At 77.5% G+C, this 17,924-nt stretch carries 7 protein-coding genes; all 7 read right to left on the bottom strand.

Annotated elements, in window-relative coordinates; genetic code table 11:
- The coding region (locus ACLBXO_RS23530; RefSeq protein WP_447686881.1) for a reverse transcriptase family protein at positions 1 to 1,644 on the bottom strand (1,644 nt) is incomplete at its 3' end.
- 328 nt (positions 1,645 to 1,972) lie between these two features.
- The gene (locus tag ACLBXO_RS23535) at positions 1,973 to 3,637 is read right to left on the bottom strand and encodes an SWIM zinc finger family protein (RefSeq protein ID WP_447686882.1); all 1,665 of its coding nucleotides are present in this window, start codon (positions 3,635 to 3,637) and stop codon (positions 1,973 to 1,975) included.
- A complete protein-coding gene (locus ACLBXO_RS23540; protein WP_447686883.1) occupies positions 3,634 to 6,756 on the bottom strand; it encodes a hypothetical protein in 3,123 nt (1,040 codons plus the stop codon). The genes ACLBXO_RS23535 and ACLBXO_RS23540 overlap by 4 nt, the downstream gene beginning before the upstream one ends.
- 186 nt (positions 6,757 to 6,942) lie before the next feature.
- Positions 6,943 to 8,901: a hypothetical protein gene (locus tag ACLBXO_RS23545; RefSeq protein ID WP_447686884.1), complete on the bottom strand. Its 1,959-nt coding sequence runs from the start codon at positions 8,899 to 8,901 to the stop codon at positions 6,943 to 6,945.
- A gap of 9 nt (positions 8,902 to 8,910) precedes the next feature.
- Complete coding sequence (locus ACLBXO_RS23550; protein WP_447686885.1) at positions 8,911 to 10,041, bottom strand: VWA domain-containing protein; 1,131 nt, start codon at positions 10,039 to 10,041, stop codon at positions 8,911 to 8,913.
- Positions 10,038 to 13,961, bottom strand: coding sequence for a DUF4132 domain-containing protein (locus ACLBXO_RS23555; protein WP_447686886.1), 3,924 nt, complete (start codon positions 13,959 to 13,961; stop codon positions 10,038 to 10,040). Before ACLBXO_RS23555 ends, ACLBXO_RS23550 begins: the two co-directional genes overlap by 4 nt.
- Positions 13,962 to 13,975: 14 nt before the next feature.
- Positions 13,976 to 17,890, bottom strand: a complete 3,915-nt coding sequence (locus tag ACLBXO_RS23560; RefSeq protein WP_447686887.1) for a DUF4132 domain-containing protein — start codon at positions 17,888 to 17,890, stop codon at positions 13,976 to 13,978.
- Positions 17,891 to 17,924: the final 34 nt, after the last annotated feature.

The raw sequence follows: 17,924 nt of genomic DNA on the forward strand, positions 1-17,924 counted from the left end.
CGACTTCGAGGCCGGCACGCCGCTGCGGCCCGGCACCGGCGGGGCCGCGCGGGCCGCGATCTCGGCCGCCTCCGCCTCCCGCGCGGCGGCCGCCTCGGCCTCGACGAGGATCGGGTCCGGCTCGGGCGCGGGGCGGGAAACCGGCACCCACCAGCGGGCGAGGGGCACCTCGCCGCGCGCGGACCGGGCGCGGAAGTCCGGCTGCCGGGGCGCCGGCGCCGGCGCCGAATGGCGGTCCGCGAGGGCGCGGGCCTGCGTTACCAGCGGCGCGCCGGTCTCCGGCGAGACCATCCGGACGAACTGCGCGAAGCCGATCGCGGCGCGGAGCACGCCCGCCTCGCCGGCCGCGCCCCAGCGGCGCCCGGCCGGACCGTGCCGCTCGAGCCCGTGCAGGAGGGCGCGGAAGCGGCGCAGGGTCTCCCGGGGCACGCCGACCCGCTCGTTGACGGTGAGCCCGGTCACCTCCTGATGCCGACCGCGGCGCATCACCCGGGTCTTGTCGGGATGGACGGTGAAGCCCTCCCCTGCGACGATGGCGTGGACGTACTTGAGCAGCGCACCGACCTTCCCGGCGCCCTCGCCGGAGGCCGAGAAGGTCAGGTCGTCGGCGTAGCGCGTGTATGTGAAGCCGAGGCTGCCGGCGAGGCCGGCGAGCCGGGCGTCGAGCCGGGTGCAGACGAGGTTGGTGAGCGCCGGGCTCGTCGGCGCGCCCTGCGGCAATCGGCGGGGTCCCCGGGCGGCGTAGAGGCGGGCGCCGTCGATCTCGACCGCGTCCACGTCCGGCTCGGTGCAGAGCAGCGCCAGCACGGTCGCCACCGGCTCGGCGTAGCCCAGGCCCCGGAACTTCCCCTTGATCCGCCGGTAATCGAGGCTCGGGAAGAAGTCCTTGAGGTCGAGATTGACCACGACGTCCCGCCCGACATGGGCGGCCGCGTTGGTGACGATCGAGCGGCCGGGCACGAAGCCGTGGGCCGCCGGGTGCACGGGGACGTGGGCGAGGAGCGCGTCGAGGATCCAGTACTGCGCCCGCTTCAGGCGCGGCATCGGCGCCGAGATGCGGCGCAGCCCGCCGGCCTTCTTGGGGATGGTGAAGCGCCGGTAATGGCTCACCGTGCTGAGCGCCCGGTCATAGGCGAGGAAGCGCAGCTCGCCGAGGCCGATCCCCATGGCCTCGGCCAGCGCCTTCGGGCTCGCCAGGGGCGGGAGACCGGGGGCGGGCCCCCGCCCCGGAGCGTCCGCGTTCGTGTCCGCGTTCGCGAGGCCGGCCGAGACGCCGTCGCCGAGATGGAGGATCTCCACCTCCCGGCGCGCGTGCCACGCCTGCGCCCGCGCGTGGCGGTCGCGGGCGTTGCGCAGCTTGGTCTCGCGCCGCCGCTCCAGCGCCGCCGTCTTGCGCCGGCGATGCATCTCCCTGAGGGCGGCCTCGGGGTCGCGCCAAGCCGCTTCCCGCCGGTGCAGGTCGGCGAGGGCGCGGGCGATCTCGCCGCGGCGGCGGATCAGGTCGTCCGGCGGGTTGGGCTGCGCCGCCCCGTCCGGCCAGAAGCCGAGCCGGATCATCTCCTCGAGGATGACCTCGTCCTTCGAGCTCTCGCGGATCCGGTCGTAGAGCTGCTGGCGGGTCAGGCTGCCGGGCTGCTCGCTCATCGGCGGCCTCCGGCGCGGGCGGCGGGAGGTGGGACGCGGGCGGGCGTGACGGGGGACGTCGGCCGGGATGCCTTCGTCAAGTCTCGGGACTGGCCCGGTCCACTCGACGCCGGCACGACCACCGGTGCGCGTTTGGGTTCAGCGAACCCAAACCGCGAACGCGCACCGGTGGTCAGTGCCGGCCCAGTGAAGAGCGGGCCAGTGACGCTTTGCCGGGCAGGGTGCAGGGACGGCGAATCGCCGCCCGAAATGCAAGGTCCGCCCCGGCCGACGCCCCCTGTCGCGGTCAGGATAGGCCAGGCGCGCGGCCGCATCAATCGGGCCCGCCTCACGCCTGCCACCGCGCGGGCTTGCCCTCGACCTGGGCGTGGACGAGGCGGCGCACGGCCAGCATGTGCTCGCAGGGCCCCCGGGTCAGCCGGTTGTGGGTGTAGAAGCCGCACTGGCAGCTGCCGCCGACCATGTGGTCGTCGGAATCGAGCTCCACCGCGGGCGTCAGGCTCCGGCCGTCGTCCAGCACGGTCCCGCTCAGGCGCCGCCTGTCGCCGGCCGGCTCGACGGGCCCGAGGGTGACCAGTCCGGCCGCCAGGAACCGGTCGGCCCTGGCCTCCTGCTCGGAGGCGAAGCGCAGGGCGCCCGGCGCCAGCGGCTCCCGCGTCAGCTCCCGCAGGCGGTAGACCCGCTTGTCGAGGTCGAACATGGCGCGGCCCGCCTGCACGTAGCCGCCGAGCGCCGCCTCCACGGTCGACCGGTCGAGGCCGGTCTCGGCGGCGAGCTGGCCGGTATCGGCGGCGTGGTGGCGCCGGAGCGCCGCGAAGACCCGGGCGGCGGTGTCGGCGTCGACGTCGGCCCGGGGCGCGAGCAGGTCGAACTGCCCGGCCCGGGACCAGTCGTTGGCGGTCCAGCCCGACAGGCCGAGGGTGAAGCGCAGGCCGCCGAAATCCACCACCGCGAAGGCGGGCAGCCCGGTTCCGAGGAGGTGCAGCCGCACCGACCGGGCGAGCGGGAGGGTCCGGGCCAGGATCGCGAGGCGGCGCCGGCCCCACAGGCGGATCTCCGCGGCCTCGCTCCCGCGGTAGATCGAGCGCCGGAAGGTCAGCCGCTCGTTCCAGGGCTCGATCAGCACGCTGACCGGCCGGCCGGGCTCGAGCAGGAACCGCAGGGAGCGCGGGCCGTGGCGCTCCCGGCGCGCGGCGAGGCGGGTCAGGATCGCGTGCATGTCGACCGGGTGCAGGTCCACCGCGTGGGCGGGCTGCGCCATGGCGCTCGACACCTGCAGGAAGCCCCGCATCCAGGAATCGGGCAGGTCGATCTTGTCCTCGCGGTAGGCGGCCTCGCCGGAGGTCTGGACCGCGAAGCCGGTCGGGTCGATCGCCAGCTCGGTGTCGCGGTAGCTGCGGATCTTCTGGAACTCGTCGTAGAGGGCGTGGCTGTAGTCGATGTTGGTCGTGCCGCAGGCCATGTCGCCGATGCGCGCGAACGTGTCGTGGTCGCAGGACAGGCGCCCGTAGCTCGACTCGTCGAGGCTGAACGCCTCGAAGAAGATCTCGTCCGGGTGGACGGTGATGACCGGGTCGAGCACGATCCAGGCGTCGAGGTTCTCCCGGTAGAGGTAGTCGAAGTACCGCTTCCGCGCGTCGTAGAACGACCGCATCACCGCGTCGGAGCGGGCCGCGATGTCCCGGCTCTCGGCGCGCAGGGCCTCGATCTCGGCGCGCAGGCCGTCCTTCTCGGCGAGGGCCTCGGCCAGCAGCTCCTGCTCGTGGGCCTGGAGCCACGCGAAGTAGGCGGTGCGGTCCTTCGGCTTAAAGCGCAGGTCCGACACGACGACGTGGTGCAGGGCGGAGATCGCCTCCCGGAACGGCAGGTGCCGCGCCACCGTCCCGGCGAAGTAGGTCGGCTCGCGCAGGGTGTCGGGGACGAAGCCGAGCCGGGTCGCGTCCGCGTCCGAGACGGCCCGGCTCTCGCCGAGGTAGCGATGGACGAAGTTCATCGGGCCTCTTCCGAGACGGAGACGGGTCCCCGCGCCTCCGGCGGGCACCGGAGGAGGGGCACGGCGAGATCGGGATGCGCGTCGGCGACGTCGCGCAGGGTCAGGATCGCGGCGCTGCGGTCCCGGGCCGTGCCGCTCAGGGTCAGGTCGGCGAAGAGGGGCAGCAGCGCCTCGGCGCGGGCGCGGCTGCGCAGGGCCTCGGCCCGGAGGAAGGCGGCCATCCGGTCCTTGGCGACCCGGCCGCGCAGCACCTGCAGCATCACGATGCGGGCGAGGGGGATCAGCCGCGCGAAGGCCGCTTCGCTCGCCACGGCCTGCTCGGTCAGGAGCTCGGTGAGCAGGAGGTGCATCGACGGGGCGGGGTGCTCCAGGAGGCGCAGGACCTGCGCCTCCGCGTCCTCGGGCCGGAGCCGGCCGCGCAGGAGGTGGCGGGCGAGGGCCTGGACCTCCGGCTTGACGCTGTCGGTGACGACGGCGAGCGCCTCGGGCGTCCAGGCGGCCTCCGGCCAGGAATCAAAGAGGCCGCGGGCGAAGGCGAGGGTGTCGGGCCAGTCGCTCTCCACGAGGAGCACGGCCTCGGCCGCCGCGGCCTGGAACCGGGCCGGGTCGGCCGCGATGGCCGCCATCGCCCAGTCCCGCACCGCCCGGTACGGGTGGCCGCCGAGCCGGGCGATCTGACGGACGCTGAGGGCCTCGGGGCGCCGGTCCGGCAGGAGGGCGGCGCCGAGGCGGCGGGCGCCGTCGGCCCGCGCCTGCAGCAGGCGCCACAGGGTGCCGTCGTCGAGGGCGGCGCATTCCCCCGGCAGGGCCTCGCGCAGCAGGGCCACGGTGTCGGCCGCGTAGGCGTCGTCGGGCGCCGCGCGGAACAGGCTGCCGATCAGCTCCCGGGCGAGGCGGGGGGCTGCGCCCGGATCCGCCGCGACGAGGCGCGCCACCAGGGGCCGGGCGGCCTGCCGGACGGCGCTGCCGGGCCCGCCGGCGAAGGCGACGATCCGGTCCGCGTAGGGCCCGAGCCGCGCGTCGTCGAGGCGCGCCAGCAGCAGAAGGGCGGCGATCCGGATGTCCTCGGAGTCCGCGCCGATCAGCGCGTCCCAGCTCTCCGGCGGCAGGCCGGCGGCCCCGGCCTCGGACTGCGCCAGGAAGGCGAGGCCGGCGGACCTGACCGCGGCGGACGGGTGGGCGATCAGGGCGGCGGCGGTCTCGGACGCGACCGGCAGGTCGCGGTCCGGCCACAGGAGGGGCAGGGCGGCGCGCAGGCCCCGGATCGCGGCCGTCGCGGCCGCGTCGGGCTCCGGCGGCATCGCCCGCAGCCACGCCACCAGCCGCGCCACCAGCGGTGTTGCGAGCCCGGGGGGCAGCGCCCGCGCTCCGGCGAGGCCGGGGACGGCCGCCTGGACGCCCGGCTCCGGGCTCGTGAGCAGCGCGGCGGCGAGATCGGGATCCGACCAGACGACGGGCGCGCCGGCCTCGAGGCGCCGCAGGGCCAGCGCCCGCGCCTCCGGCTCCGGGCTCGTGAGCAGCGCCGCCACCAGGGCGGCGAGTTCGGCGGGCTCGGCGATCCCGGCGGCGAGGCGCGCCTGGGCGATCTGGAACGCGAAGGTCCGCACGGCGTCGTGCGGCGCCGCCAGGAGGCGCCCGATCGCGGCGGCGTCCAGTTCCGCGCAGGCCCGCGGGTCCGCGCGCAGCACCCGCAGGCCCAGCCGCGCCACGGGCTCGACCCGCCCCTCCGCGGCGAGGCGGAGCGCCAGGTCCGGCCGGGCGCTCCAGAGATCCGGGAAGGCCTCGTCGCGCCGGTCGGGATCGACGGCGCCGGTCTCCAGGAAGGTCAGCGATCCCGCCCGCTGCCGGGCCTCCGGGGCGTGGCGGTACAGGAGCTGGCTCGCGGTCCAGTTGCGGGCGAGCGGCCCCCGCGCCCGGGCCTGCCGGCCCCAGGTCCCGTCCGGCTGCCGCCCCCAGGCGGTCCAGCGCGCCGGCGGGTCGAGGTCCTCCGGCCCGAGGGCCAGCAGGAAGGCCGCCGCCAGCGCCGCGAAGGCCGGGTCCCCGACGGCGCCGCGCTTGCGCAGGGCGCGCCAGATCCGCCGCTTCATGTAGGCGCGGGTGGCGGTGGACAGGCCGAGCCGCGCCTCCGGTCCCTGGCGCGCCGCGTCCACCGCGACGTAGCGCCGGAGGTCCGGGACGTAGGCGTGGCTCCGGCCGGACTGGTACATCGCCTGCGCGGTCTCGAAGCGCTGGGCGGTGGCGCCGAACAGGGCGGCGGCGTCGGCCATCTCGGCGTGCTTGAACAGGCGCCGCAGGCCGATCAGGTAGGGTGGCCGCGCCGGCAGGCGGAGGAGGGCGGCGCAGAGCGTCGCGTGCAGGCCGGGCGCCGCCTGAGCCAGCCGGCCGAGCGCCACCAGGGCCGGCCCGACCCGGCCCGGATCGTGCCGGGCGAGGCCGTCCAGCGCCCCGCACAGCCCGTCGACGTCGCCCGCCTCGGCCGGCCTGGCGACCATGCCGGGCAGGTCCGGCTCGGCCTCCGGCGGGCGGTAGGGCCCGGTGAGCGGGGCGGCGAGCGCGAAGCGGGCGAGGTCGCGGACCACGCTTCCGGGCGCGTCGGCGGCGATCGCCGCGAGCACCGGACCGGCCGGTGCGCCCGCCGCCCGGGCGAGCGCCCAGACCAGGGCGTAGCTCGCCCGCGCCGGGCCGAGGGCCCGCGCCAGGGCGATCAGGTCCGGGGCGGCCGCGGTCAGCCGCAGCTCGCCGACGCGCCAGAGCAGGCGGTCGCGGTCGCGCTCGGCCCAGCTCTCGCGCAGGCAGGCGGAGAGCCGCGCCAGCAGCAGAGCGGCGCGGCCGTCGGCCGTCGGCGCGGAGGCGGACATCTCCGGGCCGTCAAGGCGCCGGTAGCCGCCGTTGATCTTCGAGACGACCACGCTGTCGAACACCCGGGCCGCCGCCTCGGCGGTCACGGGCTGGGGCGTCTTGGAGCCCTCGCGCAGGGTCGCGCCGCGCCGGCCGTACCGCATGTTGACGAAGAAGCGCTCGGGGGTGCCGAGGGCCTCGTTCTCGATCAGGTCGACGTCGTAGACCTTGTCGGAGGTGGCGTCCCGCAGGTGAAGGCGCGCCGCGCGGACGACCCTCATGCCGCCGCGCCGGCGCGCGCGGCCGGGCAGGGCTGCGTCGCAGGGGCACGACGATCGACGGGTCCTCGCATCCGGGCTCCTCGCGAAACGACCGGGACGGGCGGGCCGGCGAATCGCGGCGCCCGAAGCCGCGGCAACCTGCCCCAGCGGGGCCGTAGGGGCAACCGCATCCACACGGTTCCGTGATCAGCCCGCCGCCGGCCCGGGATCGTCGCGCATCGCGGCGACCCAGAGGGCGGCCCGAGCGAAGGGCTCGGTCTGCGCGCCGGAAGCGAGGAAGGCCGAGAGCCGCGCGGCGGTGGCCGGATGCCCCGCCGCGGCGAGGCGGGCGACCAGCTCGGCACCGCCGGCGCGGGCGCTGGCCGCGAAGCCCCGCCGCCCGGCATGGAGCGCGTTCGCCAGGAGCGCGGCCGCCTCGTCGAGGAGCGTGGCCGGCCCCAGATCCGGCGCCGGCGGGACCGGGTGACCGGCGCCGTCCGGGGCGGCGAGGTCGGGCACGACGAGCCGGTCGACCGACACCGACCAGGGATCGCAGACCAGGGCGCCGCCCTCGATCCGCACCGGGCCGGCGACCTGCCGCACGGCTCCCCAGCGCCCCGCGCAGGCGCCCGCGAGGGCGTCCAGGGCGTGCGGCGCGGCGGGGTCGTAGGCGCGGGCGAGATGCAGCGTGCCGCCCGCCTCCGGCAGGTCGACGGCGGCCTGCCACGTCTGGGCGCCCGGCGCCCAGGCCTGTCCGAGGACCGCCTCGACGGGGAAGACGTGGAAGGCCTCCAGCCGGTCGCGCGGGCGCAGGAAGGCGGGCGGCCGGTCGGCGAGGCGGCGCAGGACCGACGGGACGTCCCGCGCCGCCAGGGGGGCCGGGAGGTCTACGCGGGCGTCCCGCGGCAGCAGCGCGGTGCGGCCCCGCGCGCCCTGGCCGAGGGCGAGGAGCCCGTCGGCCCGGCGCCGGGCGACGCTGGTCAGGATCTGGCCCTGGCCGGTGCCCGAGACGGACAGGCCCGGGCTCAGGAGGCGCCCGGGCAGGCCGGCCGCGCTATCCGCCTCGGCCTCGCCCGGCACGAAATCGCGCTCCAGCGCCAGGAGCGCGCCGGTATCGGTGTCGGCCAGGGCCACCCGGGCGGTGGCGCCGCGCCCGCGGGCGAGGAGCCGGGCGCCCAGCGAGACGAGGCGGGTCTTGCCCATGGCGGTCTCGTAGGGCTGGCCGAGGCCGAGGGCGGCCGCCCCGCCCCGGACGCGGCCGAGGAGTTCCGTGGCGAGCGCCAGGATCACGGCGGCGTCGTAGGCGGCGTGGCGCCCGGCATAGGCCGCGACCTGCCCGGCGAGGTCCGCCTCCGCCAGCAGGACCTGCGTGGCGCCCCGCCGCTCGGCCGCCCGCCGGAGCCGGACGAGGGCCGCGTCGTGGGCCTCCGGCCCGGACACGACGCCGGCCCCCAGCAGGCCGGCGACCACCCGGTCGGCGGCCTCCGCGAGGTCCGCCTCCGCCGGCCCTGCCTCCGCTCCGGCCGGCGCCGCGCCGCCCAGGCGGATCTCGGATGCGCCCGCGGCCTCCCGGAAGGCGCGGATCGCCAGGGCGACGTGGGCGCAGCCGCCCCCGGCCGCGCAGTCGCAGCGGGCGTAGCCGACGGCGTCGGGCACGAGGAAGCGCACGGTCGCGGTCGGGAGCCGCGCGGCCGGCACGGCGCCCCGCTCCAGACCGACCGTGATCCCGGCCGCCAGGAGGCGCCGCAGCTCCGCCGCCGCCGCGCCGCCGAGCCCCGCCTCGAGGGCGGCGCCGTCGAGGGTGCCGGGATCCCAGGCGACCGCCTCCGCGGCCGGGGCGGCCGACCCCTCGACGGCCCCCTCGACAACCCCGTCGGCCGGCCCGTCCGCGACGGGCGCGGCCCGGTAGGCGACGACGAGGGCGACCCGGTGGCGGCACATCCCGCTCGCCGGGCAAGTGCAGGTGGCCGCGTCGGGGGGCCGGCCGGGGCCGAGCCGCGTGACCGTGCCGTCGGCGAAGCGCGCCTCGACGGTCCCGTCCTCGGCCTCCGCGAGGTCCGGCCCCTGGCCGGCGGCGACCTCGCGCAGCGCGCGCTTCACCAGCCCGGCATTGGCGAGCTGGACGAGGCCGTCATCCGTGAGGGCGCGCAGGTCGGGACGGGCCATCGGCGCCGCTCAGGCCCGGATCGCGGCGGCGAGCCAGCCGGCGAGCTCGCCGGGCGTCATCGCGCCGATCTCGGCGCCGGCCGCCACGAGCCGCTGCGCCATCGCCCGGTCGTAGGCCGGCCGCGCCTCCGAATCGAGGGCCGCGAGGCCGAGCACGCGGGTCCGCTGGCCGGAGAGCGCCCGCACCTGCTCGACCAGGGCGGCCTCGCTCGCGCCCTCGTAGAAGTCGGAGACCAGGACCACGATCGCCTGCTCCGGCGCGGTGATAAGCCCGGCCGCGTAGCGCAGGGCGCCGCCGATATCGGTGCCGCCGCCGAGCTGGACCTTCATGAGCAGCTCGCAGGCGTCGTCGCAGTCGCGGGTCAGGTCCACCACCGCCGTGTCGAAGGCGACCAAGTGGGTGCGGATGCCGGGGAGCTTCCACAGGCAGGCGGCCATCACCGAGGCGTGGATCACCGAATCGAGCATCGACCCGCTCTGGTCGACGAGCAGGATCACCTGCCAGGGCCGCATCTGCCGCCGGTTCCGAGCGAAGAAGTGCAGCCGCTCGACGGTGACCCGCCGGCTCTCGGGATCGTAGTGGCGCAGGTTGTCGCGGATCGTCCGGTTCAGGTCGAGGTCGCGGGCGCCGGACAGGCGCGTGTGCCGCCGCCGGTCGAGCACCCCCGAGAACGCCACCGCGAGGTCCCGGGCCAGCCGCTCCATCAGCTGCCGCACCACCTCCTGCACGAGCCTGCGGGCGATCACCAGCACGTCGGGCGCCATCAGGTGCTTGGTGCGCAGGACCGCCTTCAGCAGGGTCTCGTTCGGCTCGACCCGGGCCAGCACCTCGGGGTTCGTGACCACGTCGTCGATGGCGTAGAGCTCGATCGCGTCGCGCTCCAGCCGCTCGATCGTCTCGCGGGGGAAGAGCGTGTGGACCGCGTTGATCCAGCCCGGCACCGTCAGGGTCGAGCCCTCGCGGCCGCCCTGGCGGCGCTCCCCCCGCGCCGCGCCATCGGCGTCGCGGCCGTAGAGCCAGTCGAGCGCCTGATCCATGGCCGCCGCGTCCCCCGACAGGGCGCAGCCGGCCCCCGCGCAGGCGGAATCCGCCGCCTCGCCCAGGATGAGCCGCCAGCGCGTGACCGGGTCGAGGCTCACCGCAGCCGCGTCCCGGCGAGGAGGCTCGGCCCGCGCAGGAGCTCGCTCGCCGTGACCGGCGCGAGCTCCCCGAAGGTCCGCTGGCCCGGCTCCGTCCGGTTGCTCCAGGGCGAGCCGAGGGTCAGGTCGCCGAGGGTCTGCTCGCGGTCCTCGAACTCGACCGCGCCGGTGAACAGGCCCTCCGAGAAGGTCAGCGACGCCTGGCCGGCGGCGCCGCCCGGGAAGGTCACGGCGCGCTCGATCCACCAGACCACACCGCCATCCTGCGGCGCCCCGAGGGGCCAGCCCTTCGCGGCCATGCCGCGCAGGCGGTTGGCCTCCACCACGGTCCCGGCGAAGCGGCTCGTGGTCGATGCGGCCGCCTCGGCCTCCGTGAAGGCGTAGGTCTCGCGGGCGAGCTGCGGGAAGGGCTGGACGATCTCGTAGTCGCCGAACAGCGCCCCCCAGGCGGCCAGCGCCCCGGATTCGAGCTGCAGGGGATGGACGAGGCCGATCAGGCCCGGGGCCGCTCCGGTCAGGTCGAGGTCGAGCGGCGCGTCGTCGGCATCCGTGAAGGTCAGGTCCTCGGCCACCCGGAAGGTCAGGCCCGGGCCGGTCCGCGGGTCGGCATCCGCGAAGGTGGCCCAGACGAGGCGCTGGGCGAGGTGGCGCACGAGCGGGTGCGCGGCGAAGCAGGGGCCGAACACCGTCGGCTGGACCCGGCGGGCGCCGGCGAGCATCGCCTCCAGGCGGGCCACCTGCAGGCTCGCCACGGCCCGCGCGTCCTTCTTCAGGGCACCCCAGCGGGCCACCGCCGCCGCGGCCTTGCCGGCGTCGTCGGCCTTGGCCGGCTTGGGCAGGTCCTTGAGCCTCTGGCCGGCGGCGTCCCGGACCCAGGGCTTCAGGGTCTCGTCGAACCCGACCCGGAACCCGCGGGGGCCGAAATCGAGGTCGAGGCCGCCGCGCTCGTCGAGGTCGAGGTCGGGGGCGAGCCGGTCGGCGAGCTCCTCGGGGGTGAGGCCGCGGGCCTCGGCGAGCTGGGCGATCTTCTGCCGGGCCTTCTCCTGGAGCCCCTTGAACTTCAGCTTCTCGGCGATGCCGTTGAGGTTCATCAGCGCCACGTCGGTGCCGATATCGACCAGCACGTCGAGACCAGTGACCGCGCGGGCATGGGCGGCCTCGCCGGGCCAGCGGCGGATCAGCCGGGTCAGGTCGCGGGCCGTGGCGTCGGTGCCGAACCAGCCCAGCGCGCGCAGGGCCCAGCCGTCCTTGGAGGGCGTCCCGGCGGCGATCCAGGCGGAGAACAGGTCCCACGCGAAGGCCGCGAGACTCGCCTCGGTGCAGGCCTCGCGCACGATCGGCACGCCGGCGTAGACGGCGTCCGGGTTGGTGAAGGACAGCATCTCGCAGAGGGTCAGGATCGCGGCGTCCGGCAGGGCGGTCCCGTCCCGCAGGCGCGGGCGGGTCAGCATCGCCGGCACGACCCAGGCGGGCGGCTTGCCGACCTTGGCGGGGACGCGGGCGAGGGGATCGCGGTCGAGCACCTGCGCGACCGCCTCGGTCACGTCCGGTGCCTGGTCCGCGTAGCGCGCCGCCACGGAAGCGATGATGGCGCGGCCGTCCGCCCGGTCCCGCGCCAGCACGCGCAGGGCGTGCTCGGCGGCGTCGCGCAGCGCCCCGGGCCGGCCGACGGCGTCGGGCAGCAGGCGGGTGAGGGCGGTCTCGGGATGGCGGCGCAGCCAGGCCAGGGCCGGCTCGCGGGCCTTCTTGAGCCTGGTGAGGGCGCGGGCGGCGGGCACGGCGAGGCGGGCATCGTCCACCGCCAGGACGGCCGGCAGGAGCCCGACCGGATCGGCCTCGACCAGCCCCACGAGGCCCGGCACCGCCCGCTCGCCGAACCGCGCCAGCATCGCCCACACGATCTCCGGCCACTGCGAGACGTGGAAGCATCCCGACACGACGCGCGACTGAGCCCAGAGGGCGAGCGCCAGGGGCTCGGGCTGCCGCTCCAGGCTGCCGACCAGCTGGCGATAGGGCGAATTCGCCCAGTAGTGGCAGGCCTCGTCGATCTGGGCGACGCGCGCGGCGACCCAGGCGATCAGGGCCGGCGGATCGTCGCGCGGCGGCTCGGTGAGCGGGGGCGGGATCCGGCTCCAGCCCTGCGTCGGATGGGAAAGCTCGGTGGCCGCCACGAAGGCCGACAGCGCCTCCGGGCCGTCGAGGGTCACGGCGTTCCGCGCGCGCCAGTAGCTCGGGGCGACCTCCGGCACCGCGTGCGCGAACGGCGTCGGCAGCGGCGCGAGGGCGAGGACGAGGTCGTCCCGGGTCCTGGCCTTGGCCCGCCAGGGCGGGTCGCGCAGCACCCGCGGCCAAGCGACGGGCTCCGCGAGGGGCTCCGCGCGGGCCTCGGCCAGGGCATCGAGGATGCCGGCCCCGCGCCCGCCCGACGCCGCGAGCCAGCCGCGGACCCGGTCGATCCCGTGGGCGTCGAGCGCCCGGTTCACCCGGGCGCGCAGGGCGGGCTCGGACCGGCCGCCCGCGAGGGCCGCGAGGCAGCGGGGCAGGATCGCGGCGGGGTCCGCCTCCAGCGCCGCGTCGAGGGCGGCCGCGACGGGCTTCTCGTGGAGATGGGGCAGCAGGGCCGGGAGCGCCCCGGCCTCCCCGGTCGACAGGATCGCCAGGGCCACCGTGCGGCGCTGCGCGTCGAGGGCGTAGTGCAGCAGCCAGTCGAGGGCCGGCAGGGCCGGCTGCCCGGCGGCGCGGGCCACCGCCAGCAGGGTCGCGGCCGCCTCGGCCGCGTCGAGGGCGCAGTAAACGAAGTAGAGGTGGTAGCTGCGCTTGGCGCGCCAGGCCGCGACCGCCTCCGGCGGCGCGTCGGCGATGAGCGGCAGGTAGACCGTGTCGGCCGCGACGTCGACCCCGGCAGAGGCGGTGGCCTCGAGCACGGCGAGGGGCTGGAGCGGGTGCGGGGCGGCCCGGTCGTCGGCCAGGATGAACGCGAAGGCACAGGCCGCCGGCCAGTCGTGGTCCTCGGCGATCCGCGCGTTCAGGAACGCGACGGCGGCGTCGTAATCGGCCTCCGGGGCGTGCACGAGGGCGGCCCGCAGGGCGAGGTGGAGCGGCTCGGCCCAGGACAGGCGCTGGTAGGCGCGCGGCGTCTTCGGGGTCGGGCGGCGCCGGTCGGCCAGCCGGGCGACGGCCTCCGTGCCGCCCTCGGCCACCGCGTGGCGCAGGACCGCTTCCAGCGCCCGGCGCAGGGCGGCGTCGCCGGTGGCGACCCGGGCCGGGATCCCCTGTCGGCGCGCCTCCGCGGCGTCGACGATCGCGTCCAGCCAGGCGGCGAGGCCGTCCCGGTCCGGGGGCGTTCCGGCGAGGCGCGCGGCCTCGGCGTCGCCGATCGCGGCCGCCAGCGGGGCAGCGATCGCCTGCCAAGCCTCCGCCGCGTCCGGGCGCGGACCGGGGCGCAGGCGGGTCGGGAGCGGCTCCGCCGCGAAGACGGCGGCCGGGGCGGGGGGCGGGACGAAGTGCGAGACGGGCTCCGCCGGGACGGCCGGCGGGGGCGTGGCGGGCGGCGGTGCGGCGGGCGGCGGTGCCGCGGGCGGCTCGGCGGCTGGCTCGACAACCGTCTCACCGACCGGCCCGGACGCCTGCGCCGGTTCGGGCTTCCGGGCCGCGGCTGCGGCTGCGACCGGGGCTGCGACCGGGGCTGTGGCCGCAGCCCCGGCGGGAGCCGATCCCTCGGCACGGACGTAGCCCTTGGCGGTCTTCTCGCGGACGAGCTTGTCCTTCTCCTTCACGGCCGCGGCCGCGTCGGCGCAGGTCTTGTCCTTGCTCTGGCCCTGGGTGCCGAGGCGCCCGAAGCGGACGGTGAGCGTCGGGCCGGAGACGCCGACTTCCCAGAACTTGGCCGCGCTGCCCTCGACCAGCTCGTAGCGTTCCATGGGCTGTCTCCCTCTCACGCGTCGCCGGCGGCGGCGAGCAGGCTGGGCGTCCGCAGGACCTCGCTCGCGGTCACCGGGTCGAGGTCGCCGAACCGGTGGGTCGCCGCGGCGCGCCAGCCGGTCTCGGACAGGGTCAGGGTCCGCAGCGTCTGGGTCCCGTCGCCCTCCGGGCCGGGCCGGTGCCAGAACCCGTCCTCGAATCGGAGGACCGCGACGAGGCGGGTGCCGTCGGGCAGCGCGACCGGGCGCTGCACCGCCTGGACGTGCTCGCCCCCCGCGTCGGTCGACCAGCCCTGGGGCCGCAGCCCCCGCAGGCGGCGGCCGCCCACCCGGACCCCGTCGAAGCGGCAGCTCTCGGCGGCGCCCCGCTCGGCCTCGGTGAACGCGAAGGTCTCGCGGGCGAGCTGCGGGAAGGGCTGGGCGATCTCGTAATCGGCGAACAGGCCGCTCCAGGCGGTCCGTTCCTCCGGGTCGAGGTGCAGGGGATGGACGAGGCCGACCACGCCCTCCGCCGCCGCGACGTCGAGGGCGAGGGCGTCGTCCGCGGCGTCGGTCGGCGCGAGATCCTCCGCGAGGCGGAAGACGTGCCCCGGCGGCGTCGCGGGCGCGGCGTCCGGGTAGAGGCCCCAGACGAGCCGCGCGGCGAGGTGGCGGATCAGCGGGTGGGCGGCGAAGAACGGCCAGAACACCCCGGGGGCGACGCGGCGCTGGGACGCCAGCATCGCCTCGAGCCGGGTGACCTGCAGGCCGGCCGCCGCCTCCGCGTCCTTGCGCAGGGCCGCCCAGTGCCGGGACGCCGCCTTGGCGGCTTCGGGATCGTCCGCCTTGGTCGGGCGGGGCAGGGCGGCGAGCCGCCGGCCCTCGGCGTCGCGCAGGACGGGCTTCAGGGTCTCGTCGAAGCCGACCCGGAACCGGCGCTCCCCGAAGGACAGGTCGAGCCCGCCGCGCGCGTCGAGGCCGAGATCGGGGGAGAGCCGGTCTGCGAGGTCGACCTCGTCGAGGCCGCGGGCCTCGGCGGCCTCGACGATGGCGGCGCGGGCGGCCTCGCGCAGCTGCTGCAGCGGGCTCTTCTCGGCGATGGCGCTGAGGTTCATCAGCGCCACGTCTGTGCCGATCCCGGCGAGCACGGCGATGCCGGCCTTGCCGCGCGGCTTGAGGCCGGCCTGCCCCCAGGCGCGGATCTGCCGGGTGAGGTCGCGGGCGGCATGGTCGCCGCCGATCAGGGCCAGCGCCAGCATCGCCCAATCCCCCGTCGCCTTGGCGCCGGCCGCGATCCACGCCTGGAACAGCGCGACCGCGAAGGCGTCGAGGCTCTCCGGCGTGCAGGCGGCGCGAACCTGGGCGACGCCCGCGTAGGGCGTCAGCGGGTCCGAGAAGGCGAGCATCTCGCACAGGGCGGTGACGGCGGCGTCGGGCAGGGCGCCCCCGCTCCGCAGGACCGGGCGGGGCAGGGCGGCGGGAACCACCCAGTCCGGGAGCTTCGGCGGCTTGGACGGCGCCTGCTCCAGCGGGTCGCTGTCGACGCCGGCGGCCACCGCCTCGGGCACGCCGGGATCCCGCTCCGCGTAGGCCGCGACGGCGGCGTCGAGGGCGGCGCGCCCCGCGGGCTCGGCGGCGAGGAAGCGCAGGGCCGCGTCGGCGGCGTCGCGGTCCGGGCCGGCAGGCCCGAGGGTCTCGGGCAGGAGCCGCAGCGCGGCGGTGCGGGGATGGGCGCGCAGCCACGCGGCCGCGGCCGGCCGGAGCTTGCGGGTGCGGTGGAAGGCCCGGGCGGCGACCGGGGCGAGGTCGGCGGCGTCCACCGGCTCGACCTCCGGCAGGAGCTGCGCCGGATCCGCCGCGACGAGGCGGACGAGGCCGGGCACGGCCCGCGCGCCGAAGCGCGACAGCATCACCGCGATGGTGCGCCGCCACGCGACGTAGTGGGCGCGCTGCGGCCCGGTCTTCTCCCACAGCATCATCGCCAGGGGCTCGGGCTGCCACCCGACCATCCGGAACCAGGGCCCGTAGTTGAAGTAGAAGAAGCCGGTGAACTGCTCGCGGGTGAGGTCGAGCCGGCGGTCGAGCCAGGCCAGGGCCGCCCCGGGCTCGGCGTCGGCGGCGGGGACGGGCTCGGCCGGCGGCGGGATCGGCATGTCGTAGAGCGCCTCCGCCTCGGTGGCGCGGATCCGCGCCGCGAGGTCTGACATCGACGCCACCAGCGTCCCGGCCTCGAAGTAGAAGGTGCTGCGGTCGAGGGCCTCGTCGGGGTCGAATCCGTGCGCGAAGGGCGTCGGGATCGGCGCCACCGCCCGTTCCGGCCGCGTGCGCGCCGCCCCGCGCCGCCGCCAGGGCGGGTCCCGGAGCACGGACGGCAGGGCCTCGGGGGCCGCCTGCGGCGCGCTGCCGGCGGCGAGCAGCCGGTCCAGGCGCCCCGCGCCCCGGCCGCCCTCGGCCGCCGCCCAGGCGCGGGCGGTCTCGTGCCCGTGGCGCTCGGCGAGCGTCACGGCCCGCGGGCCGTAGGCGGGCTCCCCCTTGCCGTGAAGCGCGCCCAGATAGGCCCGCAGCATCCAGTCGGGGAAGGCCGCGTCGGCGGCGTCGAGGGCGTCGCGGACCAGCTTGGTGCCCACGAAGGGCAGGAGCGCGTCGAGGGCGTCGGCGGCGCGGGTCTCCAGCAGCGCGCGGGCGACGATCGTGCGCTCGGGGCCGACCGCCCCCTCCAGGAGCCAGACGAGGGCGGGGGTGGCCGCCTCGCCGGCCGCGGCGGCGGCGGCGATCGCCATGGCCGCGGCCTCGTCGGCCGCCACGTCGCAGGTCGCCAGCGTCGCCCGGTGATACGGCGCGGCGTGCCAGGGCGCGGCCTGCGCGGGCGGCAGGTCGACGATCAGCGGCAGGGCCGCGTGGGACGTGCCGTAGGCCTTGGGATCCGGCGGGTCGCAGCGCGCCAGCACCGCGCGGGCGCACAGGGCGTGGTCGGCGCCGGGCCGGTCGTCCGCGAAGATGACCGCGAGCCAGCGGACGAGGGTGGGCTCCGGCTCCGAAGCGGCGAGCCGGAGGGCCGCTTCCAGGGCCTCCGCGTACGCCGCCTCGGGTGCGGCGGTCAGGGCCGCGCGGAGACCCACGGTGGTGGGGATGTCCCAGGCCGAGACCGGGAGCGAGCCGTAGCGGCCGGAGGGGCGGGGCCGCAGCCGGTCGAGCAGGGCCACGAGCAGCGTCCCCCCGGTGCCGGAGCGGGCCACGAGCCAGCGGGCGAAGTGGGTGAACGCCGCCCGGGCCGCCGGCCCGTGCGGTCCGGGCTTGTCACCCCAGAGGCGCTGGCTCAGCGCCGGGCAGGCCGCCTCGAGCTGCTCCAGCCAAGCGCGGACCTCGTCCGGGTCGAGGGCAGGCGGCGCGCCGTCGAGCCGCGCCGCGAGGGCCTCGGCCGACGCGCGCGCCTCGGCCGGAGCGGACGCCAGCAGCGGGCGGATCCGCGCCGCGAAGGCGGCCCAGTCGGCCGCGGCGTCGAGGGGCGCGCCGGGACGGCTGCGCGTGGGCAGCGGCGTGCCGGTGAAGATCGGGACGCGGCGCGCCTCCGCACCGGCGGCGGGGGCGGGCGACGTCGCGGCGGCGCCGATCTCAGCGGACCGGGCCTCGGCGGACCGGGCCTCGGCGACCTGCGCTTCGGCCGCCGGGGAGGCGGCGGCGTTGCCCGTCGCCGCCTCCCCGGCGGCCGATCCGGAGGCCGGATCCGGTCCGGCCGGCACGGCCTCACCCGCCGGGCGATAGCCCTTGCCGGTCTTCTCCCGCACCAGCCGGTCGCGCTCGGCCTGCGCCGCCCGCGCGCTCGGGAAACGCTTGGTCTTGGACTGCCCCTGCGTACCGATCCGCCCGAATCTCACGATGAGAACGCTGTCCTCGGCTCCGACCTCCCAGAACTTCGCCGATGTCCCCGCCGTCAGCTCGTAACGCTGCATGCAGTCCTCTCCCTCGTGGCGCGGCGGAAAAATT

The organism is Methylobacterium sp. C33D, assembly GCF_053345825.1.

Coding starts and splice junctions, on each gene's coding strand:
- ACLBXO_RS23535 (WP_447686882.1), bottom strand. CDS start 3,637: ATGAACTTCGTCCATCGCTACCTCGGCGAGAGCCGGGCCGTCTCGGAC.
- ACLBXO_RS23540 (WP_447686883.1), bottom strand. CDS start 6,756: ATGAGGGTCGTCCGCGCGGCGCGCCTTCACCTGCGGGACGCCACCTCC.
- ACLBXO_RS23545 (WP_447686884.1), bottom strand. CDS start 8,901: ATGGCCCGTCCCGACCTGCGCGCCCTCACGGATGACGGCCTCGTCCAG.
- ACLBXO_RS23555 (WP_447686886.1), bottom strand. CDS start 13,961: ATGGAACGCTACGAGCTGGTCGAGGGCAGCGCGGCCAAGTTCTGGGAA.
- ACLBXO_RS23560 (WP_447686887.1), bottom strand. CDS start 17,890: ATGCAGCGTTACGAGCTGACGGCGGGGACATCGGCGAAGTTCTGGGAG.